Source organism: Pseudomonas sp. 1L-E-NC-VB-C3, assembly GCF_057291535.1.
The window spans coordinates 246,414-264,218 of record NZ_JBXAWD010000011.1 but is presented as its reverse complement, the minus strand read 5'-3'; the positions used below and the strand labels follow the sequence as shown (position 1 = coordinate 264,218).

Annotated in this window: 13 protein-coding genes and 3 pseudogenes; 7 read left to right on the top strand and 9 right to left on the bottom strand. The window is 58.0% G+C overall.

Annotated features, from left to right (window positions below):
• On the top strand, nucleotides 1-391 hold a 391-nt coding region (locus AC0Z5Z_RS19680; protein ID WP_485611552.1), incomplete at its 5' end, for a hypothetical protein.
• Nucleotides 392-482: 91 nt separating this feature from the next.
• Here the strand turns inward: AC0Z5Z_RS19680 and AC0Z5Z_RS19675 are convergent.
• Nucleotides 483-2,111 (bottom strand): ATP-binding response regulator, encoded by a 1,629-nt coding sequence (locus tag AC0Z5Z_RS19675; RefSeq protein ID WP_485611551.1) that lies wholly within the window; start codon nucleotides 2,109-2,111, stop codon nucleotides 483-485.
• Between the two features lie 114 nt (nucleotides 2,112-2,225).
• Here AC0Z5Z_RS19675 and AC0Z5Z_RS19670 point away from each other — a divergent pair, with 114 nt between their 5' ends.
• The gene (locus AC0Z5Z_RS19670) at nucleotides 2,226-2,828 is read left to right on the top strand and encodes a LuxR C-terminal-related transcriptional regulator (RefSeq protein ID WP_252867757.1); all 603 of its coding nucleotides are present in this window, start codon (nucleotides 2,226-2,228) and stop codon (nucleotides 2,826-2,828) included.
• 6 nt (nucleotides 2,829-2,834) lie between these two features.
• Here AC0Z5Z_RS19670 and AC0Z5Z_RS19665 read toward each other — a convergent pair whose 3' ends face one another.
• Nucleotides 2,835-3,833, bottom strand: a complete 999-nt coding sequence (locus tag AC0Z5Z_RS19665) for a bile acid:sodium symporter family protein (RefSeq protein ID WP_236169601.1) — start codon at nucleotides 3,831-3,833, stop codon at nucleotides 2,835-2,837.
• Nucleotides 3,834-3,915: 82 nt separating this feature from the next.
• On the opposite strand from AC0Z5Z_RS19665, the gene AC0Z5Z_RS19660 reads away from it, so the two are divergent.
• Complete coding sequence (locus AC0Z5Z_RS19660; protein WP_252878182.1) at nucleotides 3,916-4,704, top strand: AraC family transcriptional regulator; 789 nt, start codon at nucleotides 3,916-3,918, stop codon at nucleotides 4,702-4,704.
• 239 nt (nucleotides 4,705-4,943) lie between these two features.
• Nucleotides 4,944-5,918 (top strand): TerC family protein, encoded by a 975-nt coding sequence (locus AC0Z5Z_RS19655; RefSeq protein ID WP_252876458.1) that lies wholly within the window; start codon nucleotides 4,944-4,946, stop codon nucleotides 5,916-5,918.
• A 123-nt stretch (nucleotides 5,919-6,041) separates the two neighbouring features.
• On the opposite strand, the gene AC0Z5Z_RS19650 is transcribed toward AC0Z5Z_RS19655, so the two are convergent.
• Nucleotides 6,042-7,142, bottom strand: a complete 1,101-nt coding sequence (locus tag AC0Z5Z_RS19650; RefSeq protein WP_041480044.1) for a polyamine ABC transporter substrate-binding protein — start codon at nucleotides 7,140-7,142, stop codon at nucleotides 6,042-6,044.
• Nucleotides 7,143-7,390: 248 nt separating this feature from the next.
• Nucleotides 7,391-8,797 carry a purine-cytosine permease family protein gene (locus tag AC0Z5Z_RS19645; protein ID WP_252876459.1) on the bottom strand — a complete coding sequence of 469 codons (1,407 nt, stop codon included), beginning with the start codon at nucleotides 8,795-8,797 and terminating at the stop codon, nucleotides 7,391-7,393.
• A gap of 323 nt (nucleotides 8,798-9,120) precedes the next feature.
• Here AC0Z5Z_RS19645 and AC0Z5Z_RS19640 point away from each other — a divergent pair, with 323 nt between their 5' ends.
• On the top strand, nucleotides 9,121-9,606 hold the full coding sequence (locus AC0Z5Z_RS19640; RefSeq protein WP_016775037.1) for a flavin reductase family protein: 486 nt from the start codon (nucleotides 9,121-9,123) through the stop codon (nucleotides 9,604-9,606).
• Nucleotides 9,607-9,745: 139 nt separating this feature from the next.
• On the opposite strand, the pseudogene AC0Z5Z_RS19635 reads toward AC0Z5Z_RS19640, so the two are convergent.
• Together AC0Z5Z_RS19635 and AC0Z5Z_RS19630 are read right to left on the bottom strand one after the other, a co-directional pair.
• Nucleotides 9,746-10,345: pseudogene (locus AC0Z5Z_RS19635) on the bottom strand (methyl-accepting chemotaxis protein); the annotation flags it as partial.
• 306 nt (nucleotides 10,346-10,651) lie between these two features.
• Nucleotides 10,652-11,536 (bottom strand): annotated as a pseudogene (locus tag AC0Z5Z_RS19630) (cache domain-containing protein); the annotation flags it as partial.
• A 359-nt stretch (nucleotides 11,537-11,895) separates the two neighbouring features.
• On the opposite strand from AC0Z5Z_RS19630, the gene AC0Z5Z_RS19625 reads away from it, so the two are divergent.
• A complete protein-coding gene (locus tag AC0Z5Z_RS19625; RefSeq protein WP_101155121.1) occupies nucleotides 11,896-12,939 on the top strand; it encodes an LLM class flavin-dependent oxidoreductase in 1,044 nt (347 codons plus the stop codon).
• Nucleotides 12,940-12,993: 54 nt separating this feature from the next.
• Here the strand turns inward: AC0Z5Z_RS19625 and AC0Z5Z_RS19620 are convergent, their stop codons facing one another.
• Nucleotides 12,994-13,506: a hypothetical protein gene (locus AC0Z5Z_RS19620; RefSeq protein ID WP_371857529.1), complete on the bottom strand. Its 513-nt coding sequence runs from the start codon at nucleotides 13,504-13,506 to the stop codon at nucleotides 12,994-12,996.
• Between the two features lie 120 nt (nucleotides 13,507-13,626).
• Entirely contained in the window at nucleotides 13,627-14,082 is a 456-nt protein-coding gene (locus AC0Z5Z_RS19615; protein ID WP_159894627.1) for an Imm42 family immunity protein, read from the bottom strand.
• 352 nt (nucleotides 14,083-14,434) lie between these two features.
• On the opposite strand from AC0Z5Z_RS19615, the gene AC0Z5Z_RS19610 reads away from it, so the two are divergent.
• On the top strand, nucleotides 14,435-14,854 hold the full coding sequence (locus tag AC0Z5Z_RS19610; RefSeq protein WP_485611550.1) for a hypothetical protein: 420 nt from the start codon (nucleotides 14,435-14,437) through the stop codon (nucleotides 14,852-14,854).
• A gap of 415 nt (nucleotides 14,855-15,269) precedes the next feature.
• Here the strand turns inward: AC0Z5Z_RS19610 and AC0Z5Z_RS19605 are convergent.
• Nucleotides 15,270-17,693 (bottom strand): annotated as a pseudogene (locus tag AC0Z5Z_RS19605) (DUF637 domain-containing protein); the annotation flags it as partial.
• Between the last annotated feature and the right edge of the window lie 112 nt (nucleotides 17,694-17,805).

The following is a 17,805-nucleotide window of genomic DNA, read 5'->3' as shown; positions in this document are numbered from 1 at the left end:
GGCGCTGATCGTGTCGGTGCCGGCGCGGTGGCTGCCGATGGCGCTGATCGTGTCGGTGCCGGCGCGGTGGCTGCCGATGGCGCTGATCGTGTCGGCGCTGGCGCAGTGGCTGCCGATGGCGCTGATCGTGTCGGCGCAGGTGCAGTCGCTGCCGATGGTGCTGATCGCGTCGGCGCCGGCGCAGTGGCTGCCGATGGCGCTGATCGTGTCGGCGCAGGTGCAGTCGCTGCCGATGGTGCTGATCGTGTCGGCGCTGGCGCAGTGGCTGCCGATGGCGCTGATCGTGTCGGTGCCGGAGCATTGGCAGCGGATGGGGCCGACCGCACCGGCGTCAACCGAGTGGCCTACTCCCGGGTCGGAGTCGGTTCTGATCGCGTGGCATCGGCGCTGATGACCGGCAGCTATTCCGACCAGTTCAACAGCCCACAATAATCGCCGCGAAATAACGGGCGAGCTCCTGAGCCGCCCGTTTACATTGGCCTTTACAGCATCTGTTCAACCGCTGCGCCTTGTCGATCACGCAGGGCGCGCAACGTCGCGCGTAACTCGGCCGGCCGCACAGGTTTCGACAGAATCGCAATCTGCCGGTCATGCAAGGCTGCCTGAATCTTCTCGACGTCATGCCCGGTGATGATCATCGCCGGCACTGCCCAACCGCGCTGCCTGCGCACTTCATCGATGCATTCGATACCCGTGGCATGGGTGCCGAGGTCATAGTCGGCGACGATGATGTCGCAGTCGGTGACCAGGCCTTCAGCTGACCACTCGGCCTGCACCACGCAGCCCCAGCGTTCGAGCAACGCCGAAGTCGCGAGCAACACGTTGCGGTCATCCTCGACCAGACACACCTTCAGCCCGGTCAACAAACCCATCTGCCGCGCTTCACTGCGAACCACCAGTGACTGCGGCGCGGCCACGATCGGCAACCCCGCAAGCGTCACAGCGGTGCCGCTTCCCAACCGTGAACGCAGAGCAACGTGCACATCGATCAGTTCACCAAGACGCTTGATGATCGACAGGCCCAGCCCGACGCCCTCGACATCTTTGTCGCGCACTTGCCGTACCCGATAAAACTCCTCGAAGACCTTATGCAGATGCTCTTCGGCAATGCCGTTGCCACGGTCATGGATGACGATGGCCAGCCCTGCCCCACGTTTACGCACGCCGATCAGCACGGGTCGTTGCGCGCCGTATTTGAAGCAGTTGGAGAGCACGTTCTGCACCATGGTCGCGAGCAGCGCCGGGTCGGTTCTGACCCAGTGGTTGCACGGTCGCAGCCGCAGCTCGACGCCTGCCCAACGGGCCGCTTCCTGGTGTTGGCGTATCAGATCCGCAAGCCATTCACCAAGATTCAGCGTTTGCATTTTCGCTTCAACCCGGCCGTTATCGAGGGTGTAGAGGTCGAGAATCGAGCGGAACAATTGCGAGACGTTGAGCAGCGAGCGGTCGATGTTATCGACCAGCCGCCGCTCGTCGTCGCCCAGGCGCGACTCTCGCAGACACGCGGTAAACAGACCGATGGAATGAATCGGCTGACGCAAGTCATGACTGGCCTGCGCCAGAAACCGCGACTTTTCCAGATTAGCCGCCAGCGCTTCTTCCGACGCCTTGCGCGTGCGCTCAAGCAGCAAGTGCGCATAAAACGGAATCACCGTGCTGGTGATCAGCAGCATCAGCACCATGAACGGCTGCGCCTGCCAATACGGCGTCAGGCGATAGACCACCAGCAGCGCCACCAATGCAAGGCCGGTGGCGATTGCCAGATAGCGCGAGCCGTAGCGCATGCCGTTGCCGAGATTGACCCAGACCATCACCGCATACAACGGCAGCGCCGCTTCGCCGCCGATCACCAGTCCAAAACAGGTGCCGGTGTAATCGTGGACCATGGCAAAAATCCGCCGCGCCGGATAATGCCCGGGCCAACGCGCAATGGCTTGGCGGAACGTGATCGAAGCCAGCAGAAACAAGACAATGTAAGTGATGACCGGCAGGTAGGTATCGAAGCGATGGCCCGGCAGAAAACCCAGCACGACCATGTAAACCACCGCAATTGCAGCGATGATGATGCGCAGGTTGGCTTGGTCGAGTTCGGTATTTTTTTCGAACTTCATGGTAAACGTCCTTGTGCAGCAATCGTCAGTTTCGGAAGCAGCCTACAGGCAACCTTCGCGTCCAGTGCTAAGGTGCAGGCCTTGAATCACGCCTGACCCAGGGAGGGTCGCGTCATGACGTGCCGGATCATCATAGCCGACGATCACCCGCTGTTTCGCGAGGCGATGCTGCGCACCGTGCAGCGCTTGCTGCCCGATGCCGATACCTGCGAGGCCGGCGACTTCGACGCGGTGCTCAAGCTGCTGCCACAGGGCGACGAGCCGGACACGCTGATGCTCGATCTGCGTTTTCCCGGACTGACCTGCATCACTCAACTCGCCGACTTGCGCCAACGATTGCCGCGCACCACGCTGATCGTGGTGTCGATGGTTGACGATCAGACGCTGATCAGTGAAGTCATGGCGGCGGGCATTGACGGTTTTATCGGCAAGAACATTGCGCCGGATGAAATCGGCCAGGCGATTCTGGCGATCCGTGAAGGCGAGGTGCTGGTGAAGTCGGCGCCGTCCGGGCTGTTGCCGCTGGAAACCGCAACGACGCTGACGCCGCGTCAGCAGGACGTGCTGCGGTTGATTGCGCAAGGCAAGACCAATAAGGAAATCGCCCGTGAACTGGATATTTCGCCGTTCACGGTGAGGATCCATGTGTCTTCGTTGTTGCGCACGCTGGACGTGCCGACGCGGGCGGCAGCGGCGGTCAAGTATTCGGGTCTGTGAACCCTTTTATGGATCAACCTGCGCCATCAGATCCGGCACCGACTCCGGCCGTTTCGCATAGCGCTGCGCCAGCACCGCGCAGACCATCAGCTGAATCTGGTGGAACAGCATCAGCGGCAGAATCAGCACGCCGATGGTGCTGCCGGCGAACAACACCTGCGCCATCGGCACGCCGGTGGCCAGGCTCTTTTTCGAGCCGCAGAACAGGATGGTGATGCGGTCTTCCTGATTGAAGCCGAAGGCTTTGCTCAACAGAATTGATGCCACCAGAACCAGCGTCAGCAGGATGCAGCAGACCACCACCAGGCCGAGCAACTCGAACAACGGAATCTGCTGCCAGATGCCTTCGTTGACCGCCTCGCTGAATGCGCCGTACACCACCAGCAGAATCGAGCCCTGATCAACGAATTTCAGCCAGTTCTTGTTGCGCCCTACCCACGCGCCGATCCAGCGGCGGGTGATCTGCCCGGCAATGAACGGCAGGAGCAATTGCACGCTGATCTTCACGATCGCATCGAGGGTCGAGCCGCCGTCGCCGTGGACGTTGAGCAGCAAAGTCACCAGCAGCGGCGTAAGAAAAATCCCGAACAGGCTGGACGCCGCCGCACTGCAGATCGCCGCCGGAATATTGCCTCGCGCCAGCGAAGTGAACGCGATGGCCGACTGCACCGTAGCTGGCAACGCGCAAAGGTAGAGCATGCCCATGTACAGCTGATCGCCGATCAGCGGTGACAACAGCGGTTTCAGCGCCAGACCGAGAATCGGGAAGAGCACGAAGGTCAGGCCGAACACCAACAGATGCAGACGCCAGTGGCCAGCGCCGGCGATGATCGATTCGCGCGACAGCTTGGCGCCATGCAGGAAAAACAGCAGGGCGATGGCGATGTTGGTCAGCCAGCCGAAGCCGACCGCGACCTGGCCGCTGGCGGGCAGGAAGCTGGCCAGCAGAACCACGCCGATCAAAGTCAGGGTGAAGTTATCGGGCAGAAAACGTGGGCGCGTCATGAGATTCATCCGGGGGTTGCCAGTGCGTGCCGACGACTCTAACGTGACTGGCAATTACCGACTAACGCCGAAGAGCCACAAGATGCCGCCTAAAGGACATACCAAAAGCGTTCGCCGCAGTGTTCCCGGGCTGCCCAGCCTGCCGCGCCCGGTGTATGGACGCACTGAATCGCTGCCCAACCGCGCCCTCACCCGCCGTCATAGCCATCCGTGGGTGCAGTTGTCCTATGCGATTCAAGGCGTACTCGAAGTGCAGACCAGCGCCGGCCGTTTTGTCGCGCCGCCGGAACGTGCGGTGTGGATTCCGGCGGGCGTGCCGCACCGGGTGTTCAGCGCGCCACACACGGAAATGCGCAGCCTGTACATCGACAGCAGCGTCACCGGTTGGGCGGCCGAGCATTGCCATGTGCTCGGCGTCAGCGCGCTGCTCAGGGAATTGATTCGCGCCTTCAGTCAGGTCCCGGTGGAATACGACGAGAGCGGCCCTGACGGACGCTTGGCCCAGGTGATCCTTGATCAATTGGCCGACGCGCCGACCATCGATTTGATGCTGCCGCTGCCGCAAGACCCGCGCCTGAAGCAGATCTATCAGAGCCTGGAGCAACATCCGGAGCAGCAGACCACGCTGAGCCACTGGAGCGAAAAATTCGGTGTCACCGAAAAGACTCTGACACGGCTGTTTTTGCGCGACACCGGCCTGACCTTCCGCGCCTGGCGCCAGCGCCTGCGCTTGCTTGGCGCCCTGACCCCGCTGGAAAAAGGCGAGCGTGTGACCGATGTTGCGCTGGCTTGTGGATACGACTCGACCTCGGCGTTTATCGCCGCATTTCGTCAGCAGTTTGGCGAGACGCCGGGGGAGTTTTTCCGCTGACACTTCGTTTTTGCCGAACTGTCAGTCAGAAATAAACGATTTTTCTTTGCTCCAGATCCGTCGCTAGCATGGCCCCGTCTGACTTTGATCGAGAAGAGAAGATGATCCCTGTGGGAGCGAGCCTGCTCGCGAACGCGGTGGGTCAGCAACCTCAACTTCACTGTTCCATCGTATTCGCGAGCAGGCTCGCTCCCACAGGGGATGTGCTTGCTGCAAATAAAAAGACAGGGGAGCGTGCCATGCCTGCCACGAACATCAACATCGGCGAACCCTGGATGTGGGGCGCCTTCATCGTCTTCGTTCTGGCCATGCTGGCCCTGGACCTGTTTGTCTTCGGCGGGCGCAAGGCGCACCGGGTGTCGGTGCGTGAAGCGTCGGCCTGGGTGATTGCCTGGTGCCTGCTCGCGCTGAGCTTCGCCGGGCTGCTCTGGTGGTATCTGCATGGCGAATTCGGGGGTGAGATCGCCAGACAGAAAACCTTGGAATTTTTAACCGGTTATCTGATCGAGCAGTCCCTGTCGATCGACAACATGTTCATCTTCGTGATGATCTTCAGCTACTTCGCGGTGCCACCGGAATTGCAACGACGAGTGCTGCTGTACGGCGTGCTCGGCGCGATTGTCATGCGCGCGATCATGATTTTTGCCGGAGTGTGGCTGGTGTCGCAGTTCGAATGGCTGCTCTATGCCTTCGGTGTGTTCCTGATCATCACCGGGATCAAGATGCTGGTGTTCGCTGATCATCAACCGGATCTGGAAAAGAATCCGTTATTGCGTTGGGTGCGCGGACATATGCGCATCACCAGCGGCTTTCACGGCGAGAAGTTTTTTATCCTGCAGAACGGCGTGCGCTGGGCAACACCGATGTTCCTGGTGCTGGTGCTGATCGAAGCCAGCGACTTGATGTTCGCGGTCGACAGCATTCCGGCGATCTTCGCCGTCACCACTGACCCGTTCATTGTTTTCACCTCGAACATCTTCGCGATCATGGGCCTGCGCGCGCTGTACTTCTTGCTGGCGGACATGGCTGACCGCTTTCACCTGCTCAAGTATGGCTTGGCGATCGTGCTGGTGTTCATTGGCGGCAAGATGGTGCTGATGCCGTGGTTCCACATGCCGGTGGAATGGTCGCTGGCAATCGTCGGGTCGGTGATTCTGGGGTCGGTGTTGTTGAGTCTGGCGACCAGCCGCGAGGCAGAACGCCGCACTGAATGACACAACACAACCCACCTGTGGGAGCGAGCCTGCTCGCGAATACGCCGGATCATTCAACATAGGAGTTGAATGACACACCGCTTTCGCGAGCAGGCTCGCTCCCACATTTGAAGTGCGGTGCTCTTATTTATCGGATTTGATACTGGTCCACACCCGAGTGCGCACCCGTTCCATTTTCTGCGGCAACGGTTGCACCACATACAGGGTTTTCAGCGCTTCGCTGGTGGGGGTCAGGTTGGGGTTGTCGGTGATGTCCTTGTTGACCAGCGGCATCGAGTCCTTGTTGGCATTCGGGTAACCGAGGAAATCGCTGATCGGTGCGATCACTTTCGGGTCGAGCAAGTGGTTGAGGAATTCGTGGGCCTCGGCGACGTTCTTCGCGCTCTTCGGAATGGCGAACGTGTCGAACCAGATCGGCGCGCCCTCCTTCGGCAAACGCCAGTCGACCACCACGCCGTTGCCCGCCTCTTTGGCGCGATTGCCGAACTGGTAGAAGCTGCCGGAATAACCGATCGCCACGCAGATGTCGCCGTTGGCAATGTCGGTCATGTACTTGGCCGAGTTGAAATAGGTCACGTAAGGGCGAATCTTCATCATCAAGGCCTTGGCCTTTTCATAGTCCGCCGGGTTTTGGCTGTTCGGGTCGAGGCCGAGGTAATGCAGGGCCAGCGGCAGGATCTCCGACGGCGAATCGAGCATCGCCACGCCACAGGCCTTGAGCTTTTCCATGTTCTCGGGCTTGAACACCAGATCCCAACTGTCTACCGGCGCATTTTCGCCCAGGGCGGCCTTGACCTTGGCCGGGTTGAAGCCGATCAGCACGGTGCCGTACATGTACGGCACGCCGTACTGGTTGCCGGGGTCGTTGGCGTCGAGCAATTTGAGCAGGGCCGGATCCTGGTGCTGCCAGTTCGGCAATTTCGACTTGTCGAGTTTCTGGAACACGCCGGCCTTGATCTGAGTTTCGATGAACTGATTGGACGGCACCACCAGGTCGTAACCGGAGTTGCCGGTGAGCAGTTTGGCTTCCAGGGATTCGTTGGTGTCGAAGGTGTCCCAGGTCACTTTGATCTTGCTTTGCTCGGCGAAGTCCTTGGGCACTGACGGCAGGATGTAATCCGCCCAGTTGTACACCCGCAGTTCGCGCTGCTCGGCCTGGACGGCGCTGGCCAGCAGCGTCAGGCCACACACGGTGGCGCCCAGAATGCGTTTGATCGTGACCATGGTTGTTTCCCCGAATGCGACGTGAGATCGATGGTTTTTATGTTCTGTACACGGCAGTGGCTGTAACGATAGCCAAGGGCAAAAAAGGTCGAGCCTGTTGTTATGGTTTCGATTCTTGCTGACAGCGTAGCGCGATGACAGTAGGCGGCAGGCCAAAAGGGGATCGATATGGCCAATTTGCTTGACCGCCAAGATACGCAAACAAAAATGCCCGGCGCTGGCCGGGCATTGCTGTGTTGCCGTTTCGATCAGTCGGTATAGCCGAGTCTGGCCGCCCTGCTCTGCTGCGCCTGACCACGAGTTGCCAGGCAGTAATACAACGGCACGGTGACCACCAGGCCAACCAGCCACGACAGGTCGGCACCTTCCACCAGATTGGCGTATGGCCCGACGTACAGCGAGGTGTTGGCAAACGGCAGCTGCACGATGATGCCGATGAAGTAGGCAATGATCGCATGCTGGTTGAAGCGCCCGTAGATCCCGCCGTCAGCGCGGAAGATCGAGGCGATGTCGTAGTTACCGCGCTTGATCAGATAGAAATCGATCAGGTTGATCGACGCCCACGGCACCAACACCAGCAGCAGCGCCAGAATCAGCCCGATGAATTCGGAAATGAAATCTGCCGAGGCACCGAGGGCGACCACACAGCATCCGGCCAGAATCACGCTCGACAGCACCACGCGCACTTTGATGCTCGGCGTCCACTGGCTGGCGAAGGTTTGAATCGAGGTGATGATCGACAACACTGCGCCATACAGATTGAGCGCGTTGTGGCTGATGATGTTGAGCAGAAACAGCACCATCAGTATCGGCCCTAGCCAACCAGTGGACTGCTTGACCGCTGCCATCGCTTCAGTGCCTTCCGGCGTCGCCAGTACCGCCACCGCGCCAAAACTGAACGACAGAATCGTGCCCAGCGTCGCACCCAGATACGTCGCCCAGAAGGGTTTGGCGATGCCGATGTCTGCTGGCAGATAACGCGAATAGTCGGAGACGTACGGCGAGAAGCTGATCTGCCAGATGATCCCTAGCGACACCGTCGCCAGCCAGCCGGAGAGATTGAAACTGCCGCGCGTCAGGAAGTCCGCCGGCAAGTCATGGGCGAAGATGTACATGAATCCGGCGAGCAACGCGCCGCCCATCACCCAGGTGCCGATGCGGTTGAGGGTGTGGATGAAGTTGTAGCCGATCACACCGATCGCCGTAGCAGCCAGCGCGCCGATCAGAATGCTCAGCGGCGCTGGCACTGACGGGGCAATGCCGACAATGGATTTACCGGCAAGCACGATGTTGGAAATGAAGAAACCGATGTAGATGAGCGCCGCGAAGAACACGATCAGCAGTGCGCCATAACGACCGAACTGACCGCGACTCTGGACCATTTGCGGAATGCCCATGCGCGGACCCTGCGCCGAGGCCAGCGCAATCACCACGCCGCCGATCATGTGCCCCAGCGCAATCGCCAGCAGCCCCCAGAACAGATTGAGGTGGAACACCTGGACCACCATGGCGCCGGTGACGATGGGCAGTGGCGCGATGTTGGTGCTGAACCAAAGAGTGAACAGATCGCGGGCCCTCCCGTGGCGTTCCGCGAGTGGGACGTAATCGACCGTATGATTCTCGATCAACGGATCTTGCCGGGACATCTGGGACATATGCATGAACTCGAGTTTGTCTGTTTTTATCTTTGTATGAAGCCAAACCGGGAGGACTCTTGGGTCGCCCCTCAGATGCAGACCATATTATGGTATTCCAAACTTTGCACAAGCCTGATCCGCTGATTCTGTCGCTGTCTGATCCGCTATCCTCGCTGATCCCACCCCTGACCGGCTAGCTGAAAGCCCCGTAAACACTGAGTTTCCGACGAAAGTGGCACGTTTATCGGTTCACCAGAAAAGCTCTTGCAAGATATGTATTACGGTATACCATCAGACCTACTAACCATAAAAACCGCGTCACACCACCCGAGGACCACCCAATGATCGATGCTGCCATTTACAAACAAGTCATGGGCTCGTTCCCGTCCGGCGTCACCGTTATCACCACGCTGGACGACGACGGTCAGATCGTCGGCCTGACCGCCAGCGCGTTCAGCTCACTGTCGATGGACCCGGCGCTGGTGCTGTTCTGCCCCAACTACAGCTCCGACTCCTATCCCGTACTGATCAAGAACAAACGCTTTGCGATTCACCTGTTGTCCAGCGTGCAGCAAAGCGAGGCCTATGCCTTCGCGCGCAAAGGCAAGGACAAGGCGCAGGGCATCGAGTGGACGTTGAGCGAACTGGGTAACCCGATCCTCGCCAATGCCACGGCGGTGATCGAGTGCGAGTTGTGGCGTGAATACGAAGGTGGCGACCACGCGATCATGGTCGGCGCAGTGAAGAACCTGATCGTCCCCGAGCAGGTCGCCGGGCCGCTGGTGTATTGCCACGGCAAGATGGGTGCGTTGCCGGTTGTGGCGTGATTTTCACATCCGCCGAAAATCCATGTGGGAGCGAGCCTGCTCGCGAATGCGATGGGTCAGTTGTTACATTTTTGACTGACCCGACGCCTTCGCGAGCAAGCTCGCTCCCACAAGTTTTGGTGTTGCCTGGGCGACCGTGTCAGGTCCTAAACCGGCTCACCAACTGATTCAACGTCTGCGACAACGCCGTCAGGTTCTGCGCATCCTGGCGAGTTGAATCCGCCAGGCTCGCCACCAACTGCGCATCACCATGAATCTGGCTGATGTGTCGATTGATGTCCTCCGCCACTTGATGCTGTTCCTCCGCCGCCGTGGCGATCTGGGTGTTCATGTCGCGGATCACGTCGACCGATTCACGGATCAATTCAAAACTCGCCCGCGCCTCGTTGATCGACACCACGGTTTCCTGCGACACCTCAAGGCTGGCGTGCATCTGCTTGCCCATCTGGTGGGTGCGCCGCGCCAGATTGCCCAGCAGTGCGTCAATCTCACCGGTGGAATCCGAGGTGCGTTTGGCCAGCGCGCGGACTTCATCGGCGACCACAGCAAAGCCCCTGCCCTGTTCACCGGCGCGCGCGGCTTCGATGGCGGCGTTGAGCGCGAGCAGATTGGTCTGCTCGGCAATCGAACGGATCGTGCCGAGGATCGACTGGATGTCGTTGCTGTCCTGCTCCAGTTGCTGCATCGACTCGGCACTGTGGCCGATCTCCTGGCTCAAGCGCCCGACGTTGCTCACCGCCGCATCGATCTGCTGCTGCCCGGTGTGTGCCTGACGCTGACCGTTGTCTGCCGAATCGGCCGCCTGACTGCACGAACGCGCGACCTCGTTGGAAGTGGCGACCATTTCGTGAAACGCCGTAGACACCATGTCCACCGCCTCACGCTGACGCGAAGCGACGTCGGCCATCTCCGCCGAGACCTCGGTGGCGCTGCCGGAGCTGCTGTGAATCTGCCCCGCTGCCTGGCCGATGCGTTGAATCAACGTGCGAATCGCTTCCAGAAACTGGTTGAACCAGCCCGCCAGTTGCGCGGTTTCATCCTGCCCGCGTACTTCCAGTCGCGCAGTCAGATCGCCCTCGCCCTGGGCAATGCCTTCGAGTCCGCTGGCGACACCACGAATCGGCTTGACCATCAGCCCGGCGAACCACGCGCCGGCCATTGCAAACAACAGTGCGCAAACCACAGCGATAGCGCCGATCAACCAGGTCAAACGAGTCGCCCCGGCCATCACTTCGCTCGCCTTGACCAAGCCGACAAACCGCCAGCCCAACGCCTGCGACGGCCAGACCAGCGCCATGTAATCCTCGCCGGCCAATTGCACCTCCACCAGGCCTTTGCCCGCCTCGGCCAGTTGCTGATAACCGTCGCCGAGATCGCTGAGTTTCTTGAAGTTGTGCGCCGGATCACTCGGGTCGACCAGCACGGTGTTGTTGGCTTCCATCAGCATCAGATAACCGCTCTCACCGAGGCGGATCTGCTTGACCAGATCGGTCAATTGCTTGAGCGACACATCGATGTTGACCACGCCGGCATTGCTGCCCAACTGGTTGTTGAAGCTGCGCACGGTGCTCACCAGCACCACGTCATCCGCCGCCCAGTAATAGGCCTCGGTGCGCAGGGTTTTACCGGGATTGGCCATCGCGGTTTTGTACCAGGGCCGGGTACGCGGATCGTAGTTGGCCAGTTGCGCATCGCCCGGCCAGAACAGATAACCGCCCTGCTCGGTGCCGACAGATAGATAGGTGTAAGCCGGGTGCGCCTTGGCCAGACCGTCGAACAGCTTGAACAGCTGTTGATCGTGCGGCCCCATCGGCACTTGCGCGGCGTCGCTGCTCAGGTAGCGTTTGAGGCTGGCGTCGATGCTCTGCAGTTGCGGATGCTCGGCCAGATAGGCGACGTTCTGGCTGATGCCCTCGAAAAACAGCTGCATCGCGTTTTCCACCTGACGCACCTCGCGCCCGGTGCTGTCGGTAAAGGTGTCGCGCGCGCCCTCGCGGACATTGAGGATGATCAGCGCTGCCACCAGTAACACCGGCAGGCTGGCGATTACCGCAAACGCCAGAGTCAGTTTTTGTTTTATGTTCATTGCTTGCGCCTTCCTTGTTCGAAGTGTCGGTCAGAAATATTTTGCGGATATTCCGTATTATGGTATACCAATATTCAATCAACCGAACAGCCGTCCTCGAAGGCGTGCTTGAATGGTGAGAAGACTCGCGAGCGCGCAGCGTTCACGTCAGTTCGACAGGCCCGCACACGACCGGCCAATTACAAAAGACTCGAGGTAGCGTCATGAAATTTTCCCTGTTCGTACACATGGAACGCTGGGACGAAAGCGTCAGCCACCGCCAACTGTTCGAAGACCTGACAGAACTGACCCTGATGGCCGAGGCTGGCGGTTTCAGCACCGTGTGGATCGGCGAACACCACGCCATGGAATACACCATCTCCCCAAGCCCGATGCCGCTGCTGGCCTACCTCGCGGCGAAAACCACCACCATCCACCTCGGCGCCGGCACCATCATCGCGCCGTTCTGGCACCCGCTGCGCGTCGCCGGCGAATGCGCCCTGCTCGACGTGATCAGCAACGGCCGCATGGAAGTCGGTCTGGCGCGCGGCGCCTATCAAGTCGAATTCGACCGCATGGCCGGCGGCATGCCCGCCTCCAGCGGCGGCCAGGCCCTGCGCGAAATGGTCCCGGTGGTCCGCGCCCTGTGGCAAGGCGACTACGCCCACGACGGCGACATCTGGAAATTCCCCACCTCCACCAGCGTGCCGAAACCGATCCAGAAGCCCAACCCACCCATGTGGATCGCCGCCCGCGACCCCGACTCGCACAACTTCGCCGTCGCCAACGGCTGCAACGTCATGGTCACGCCATTGATGAAAGGCGACGAAGAAGTCCTCGACCTGAAGAACAAATTCCAGACTGCACTGGACAACAACCCAGACGTACCGCGCCCACAATTGATGGTGCTGCGCCACACCCACGTGCACACCGCTGATGACCCGGACGGCTGGCAAGTTGGCGCCAAAGCCATCTCACGTTTCTACCGCACGTTCGATGCCTGGTTCGGCAACAAGCAAACCCCGGTCAATGGCTTCCTCGCGCCGAGTCCTGAAGAGAAGTTTGCCGGGCGTCCTGAGTTTGAACTGGAGAGCCTGCACAAGACCGCAATGATCGGCACGCCGGAAGAGATCATTCCGCGGATCAAGTATTACCAGGAATTGGGGGTGGATGAGTTTAGTTTCTGGTGCGACAACAGCTTGCCGCATGAAGAGAAGAAGAAGTCGCTGGAGTTGTTTATCAAGCATGTGGTGCCGGCGTTTCGTTGATTACTCGGCGGACGGTCTCTGACCCACTAAAAGGCCCCGGACTTGTCCGGGGCTTTAGTTTTTAGAGATCACGGGAATGCGCTGGCCCGGCTGGGTGACATCGTAAACACGCTGCTCGCAACCCCGCCCAACAAACTGAAACTCCACCAGGTAGACCTTGCTTCGCTCCGGCGTAAAGGTACTGCTCAGCGGCCCGCAGCTATAAGTGTTGCCGGTGCCCATGCCGTTGGAACGCCCCGACACTTCGAAGGGTTCGTCGGCATTGGCTTGCGCTTCCAACTGAGGGAAGTGCTTGAACGTGGCGCTATTGGCCGCTTCGTTAAGCTTGGCGATCCAGCCGAATACCTTACCCCGCTCGGAATCGACCACAGTACCCATCACTTCCATTCGCCGATCAGGATCTGTAGCACGGCGAACCGAGCACTCGACAGGATATGTGTAGCCTGTCGATTTCATGATGACTTTGGCGTGTTGTGCATCTGGCGTTGCCGTTCTTTGCTGAAGTTGGACACCATCCTTCAATAGACTGGGGGAAGAGTCTCTGACGTTGGAATGGCAGCCTGCCATCAGGACAATAAAAAGCAGCAAAAGTCCGGCTTTAATCAACTCTTTCTTACCTTTTCAAAGAGTAGCGGCCAGATTCTTCGAGTTCAACAAACCTGCATCGCTACAACTACCACAAAACATCTACAACTCTTCAATACTTTCAATTACGCCAACCACTGCCCCCCGAGGCAGCAACGCCTCATGGACAAGGTTGCCAAAGTCCTTACTCCAGACCAGTCTGTCTGCATGCGCTGTTTTTTGAAAAAAAATAAACAGACCGGCGTCTCCCAAAAAGGTGCACGTTATATCTTGCACGCCTTCTAAAATGGCGGACTCTCCTTTGAAGAAATAACGATGCGCGGAAGCAAATAATTCTTTTGCAGAAATCGCCGAATCGCCCTCCTCTACATTTTCGAACTCCATTTTTGCGTAGAAGTTCACGGCAGTTTTAAGCTCGACTACATCCACCACATCAAGGAGCCTTTCCCCACAAACAAACAACGAAAACAAGCCATTTGCCCAGAAACAACTTGAATCATTCCAATCCCTCACGACATCAAACTGAATTGAGAATATAAAAGGATCACCGTAAATCACTTCAATCTTACTCCTAGCGTTTTTTGCACCGCCGCCGGTATATAACTAGCCGACAATTGGTTGCCGGCGTCACCCGTACTACCGTTCCAGTGAAACCCACCATTCGTCCCTTCAAATCGGTGGACGTTGCCATTTTGAAAACGGGGGGACAGACCACGTTTTACTCCTCCATGTCGCATAGGGTATGGTCCTTGTTCTGCGCGGCCAGCAGGTTCAGGTCATTGCCGGTGTAGACGTCGTTGCCTGCGCAGATCTTACCCGCGATCAAAGTGATGTCACGGCCCGAGCTGGGTTTTACGTCGCCGCCAGCGATTAATTCAACAGCTTTTTAAACGGTGTGGTTGTACTGCTCATGGAGGCGTTTCTTGCCGTCCTCGCTATGGGTTTCGACGTTGTGCTTATCACCGGCCGAGGACATGTTGAGGTCGCGCTTGGCCTCGGCGGTAAGGTTGCCGGTAGCTTCGGCGATGGCGACGACGCTGATGTCGCGACCGGCATCGAGCTTCAGGTCACCATCGCGTTATACGCTCGACGCGAATTGAAAGGTGATCTGTCCCCGTTTATCTCCAGGACAATGTTGCCTATGGAAATCATCTGGGTCTGTCGCAGGGTTTCGTCGGTGTTGCCCCAGACCTTTGGCCGAGACCCACGCGGCGTTGTTATTGGTTTTGGTGTGACTCTCGTCATGCAGATCCTCCACCCCTTCGAAGGTGATGGCGCCGCCGCTATCGAGGACGAAGCCCTTGTCGCTGTCGAGTTTGGCCACCGGTAATGCTGGTCGCCCTAGCTGATCAGCGACAGGTTGCCACCGGTCTCGATTTCGCTGCCGACCATTCCCGAAAGAAGCCACACACCGCACTTCTAGATACGCTGAGCTTTCGACTGCCGAACCTGCCAACTCTTTAGTCAGAGGTAGATTCCAGCTCTTTCAAGCTCGCAGAAAAAAAACCTCATACCTTCTCGTATATTATCTGTGTCCTTTCTTAGAACCACGTTACTTTGCGAAGAGGCATTTAGAACAAAAGTATAAATATCGGACTTCCTTTCACCGTCGATTTTAAATATAAAGAATCCTTCGCATTTTTTTGCTACCAGCTCCATAATCTGAATGAAATCATCCAGATGCACACTATTCATATCTAAAAACCCAAAACGAGCAGCATATTTATCAGAAGGATCACAAGACATCAATCCAGACCTCTCAATGCGTTAGAAATATCTTTAACATCTGTTAATTTCCCTGTAGCAACCTTATCTACGACATTCCATATCACCTGCTTTGGCGGACCATCGACACCGTTTCTTATAATTAGCCGCTCCACAACCTCAACAGCCGTTCGTTTATTCCCATTATCAAACAGATGCCCCCCTGCGATATCTCTTATAATTGAACCAGCCTTATTAAAGAATCCATCATAATTGCTGGCGTTTGCAATAGCCGTATCCACGCTTCGAAACGATATTGAACCATCAAATTTTGAATTGATGGCGTTTATTTCACCCGCGCTTAGTCCAAATTTGAAACCACCAAGTCCTGCTCCCGATGGAATGCTAGGTGACGAGAGTAGGCCTGGTGTCGAACCTAAGCCGGGAAGAGCTACGTCGTCTACGGCTCCGATATCCGCCGCACCTTTTGCACCAACCAGAACCTCCTCGGTTTTGCCAACCAATTTGCTCCCAGCCCCGATCCCTCCAGTCAGAATCGTCCCAGCGATTTCCGCATGATCACCCAGCATCGTTTTATGGTGAGAGTTCAGCTCGTCCGTGTGGTTCGAGTCTTGGAAGTCCTGAACAATCGCTCGCTCTTCAGCACTTAACCCGCCATTTGCATCGTAGTTTTCAAGCGCCAGGGTCCCTCCTTCAGCGGCGTTCGTCTGACCATTACACTGATCGAAACCCTCGCACTTGAACAGTTCGGATCCACTGGTTTTCGCGCTCAGTTTCGCATAGGTATCCTTCACTTTCTCTCGACAGGCTGCTGGATTTTCGCTAGCTCTACAGCCCTTCAACTCTGTGACGAGATCGTCTACTTGCTGATGATTCAGGAAGTTGTACTGTGTCGCGTTGTTGGCAACCCAAGAAGCGTTTTCCAATGACTCTTGATCAGTATTGCCCAGCGCAGTTGCGGAGAGCACCCCCACTATCTGCGACCCCATGAGCAACAACTCGGGATTGCCCTTGAACCATTTGTTCATCTCACCAACAAGCGCTTCATTCGCACCAGCCGCCAACGCGCCTGTCGCAAAATCCCCGCCGGTCATCTCCGACAACAGCCCACCCACCGCCGCATGAATGATGATTTTGCCCGCTGAGCCATCATCCAGAACGCCCTGCGTAAGATCGCCCACCATGTTGAAGCTGAACGCCGCGACGGTATTGAACAGAGCCGTCTTCAGAACGTCACCGGCACTTGCATCGCCGCCGACTGCCTTGGTGATCAGCGCGGAAGTGCCACCCTGGATGATTTGGCTTCCAGCAAATCTGCCGACGCCCTCCCACGTGGCTAACGACGGGCCGAGCAACTTTCCGGTATTCGGATCGTATTTCATACCCGTCAGCTGGTTCAGGTATTCGGCCATCAATCCGGCTGTCACTCCGGAAATCACATAGCCCTTCAGTGCATCGGATGAAGTAACGTCCGCGAAAACCGCTCCAAGGTTTCCGCCGTTATTGATAAAACTGGTCGTGGCATTTGTGGCTGCACCTGTTGCCACAGCGGCGAGGCCTGCGGCCCAGGCTGTGCCCATGCTCGCGCTTAGCGAAGCGAACGCAGCAGGCCCGACAAAGGCAGCCATCACGATCGCAATAATCATCTGCGAAGCCGGGCCAAGCCCCGAGTTGCTGTATTTAAACGACTCGTGAATCTCCTTCACGCGCCGCCAATCAACATCTCCCCGAGCCTCCGCATCCTTCAACCACGCCAGTTGCGGATCAGCCTTGACCATCGCATCAATGGTCTGGCTGACGGACTCCTGACTCACATCCTTGATATCAATCTTCAGCCCATCGACCGCTTTTAGGACGATGTTGCCCTTGGCGATCATCTGCGTCTGGCGCAGGGTTTCGTCGGTGTTGCCGCGACCCTTGGCCGAGACCCATGCGGCGTTGTTGTTGGTTTTGGTATGGCTCTCGTCATGCAGATCCTTCACCCCTTCGAAGGTGATGGCGCCGCCGCTGTCGAGGAGGATGTCCTTGCCGCTGTCGAGTTTGGCCACCTGGTAATGCTGGTCGCCCAGGCTGACCAGAGACAGGTTGCCGCCGGTCTTGATTTCGCTGCCGACGTGGGTGACCTGGGTGACTTCGTCGCGCTGGAGTTTCAGGTTGCCGAAACCGCCCTTCTCCTTCATGTCGTAAAGGGTGTGGTCCTTGTTCTGCGCGGCCAGCAGATTGAGGTCGTTACCGGCGTAGACGTAGGCTTCATTGCCTGCGCTGATTTTGCTCGCGACCAGTGTGGTGTCACGGCCGGAACTGGTTTTTACGTCGCCGCCGGCGATGAACTCGGCGGCTTTCTGAACAGTGTGGTCGTCCTGTTCATGGACACGTTTCTTGCCGTCCTTGCTATGGGTTTCGACGTTGTATTCATCTCCGGCCGAGGACAAATAGATGTTGCGACGGCATCGAGCTGCAGGTCACCGCCGCTTTTACGCTCGACGCGAATTTGAAGGTGGCCTGTCCCCGTTTGTCTCTCGAAAGGTGGTCTTTCCCCATTTATCCGGTCCCCAT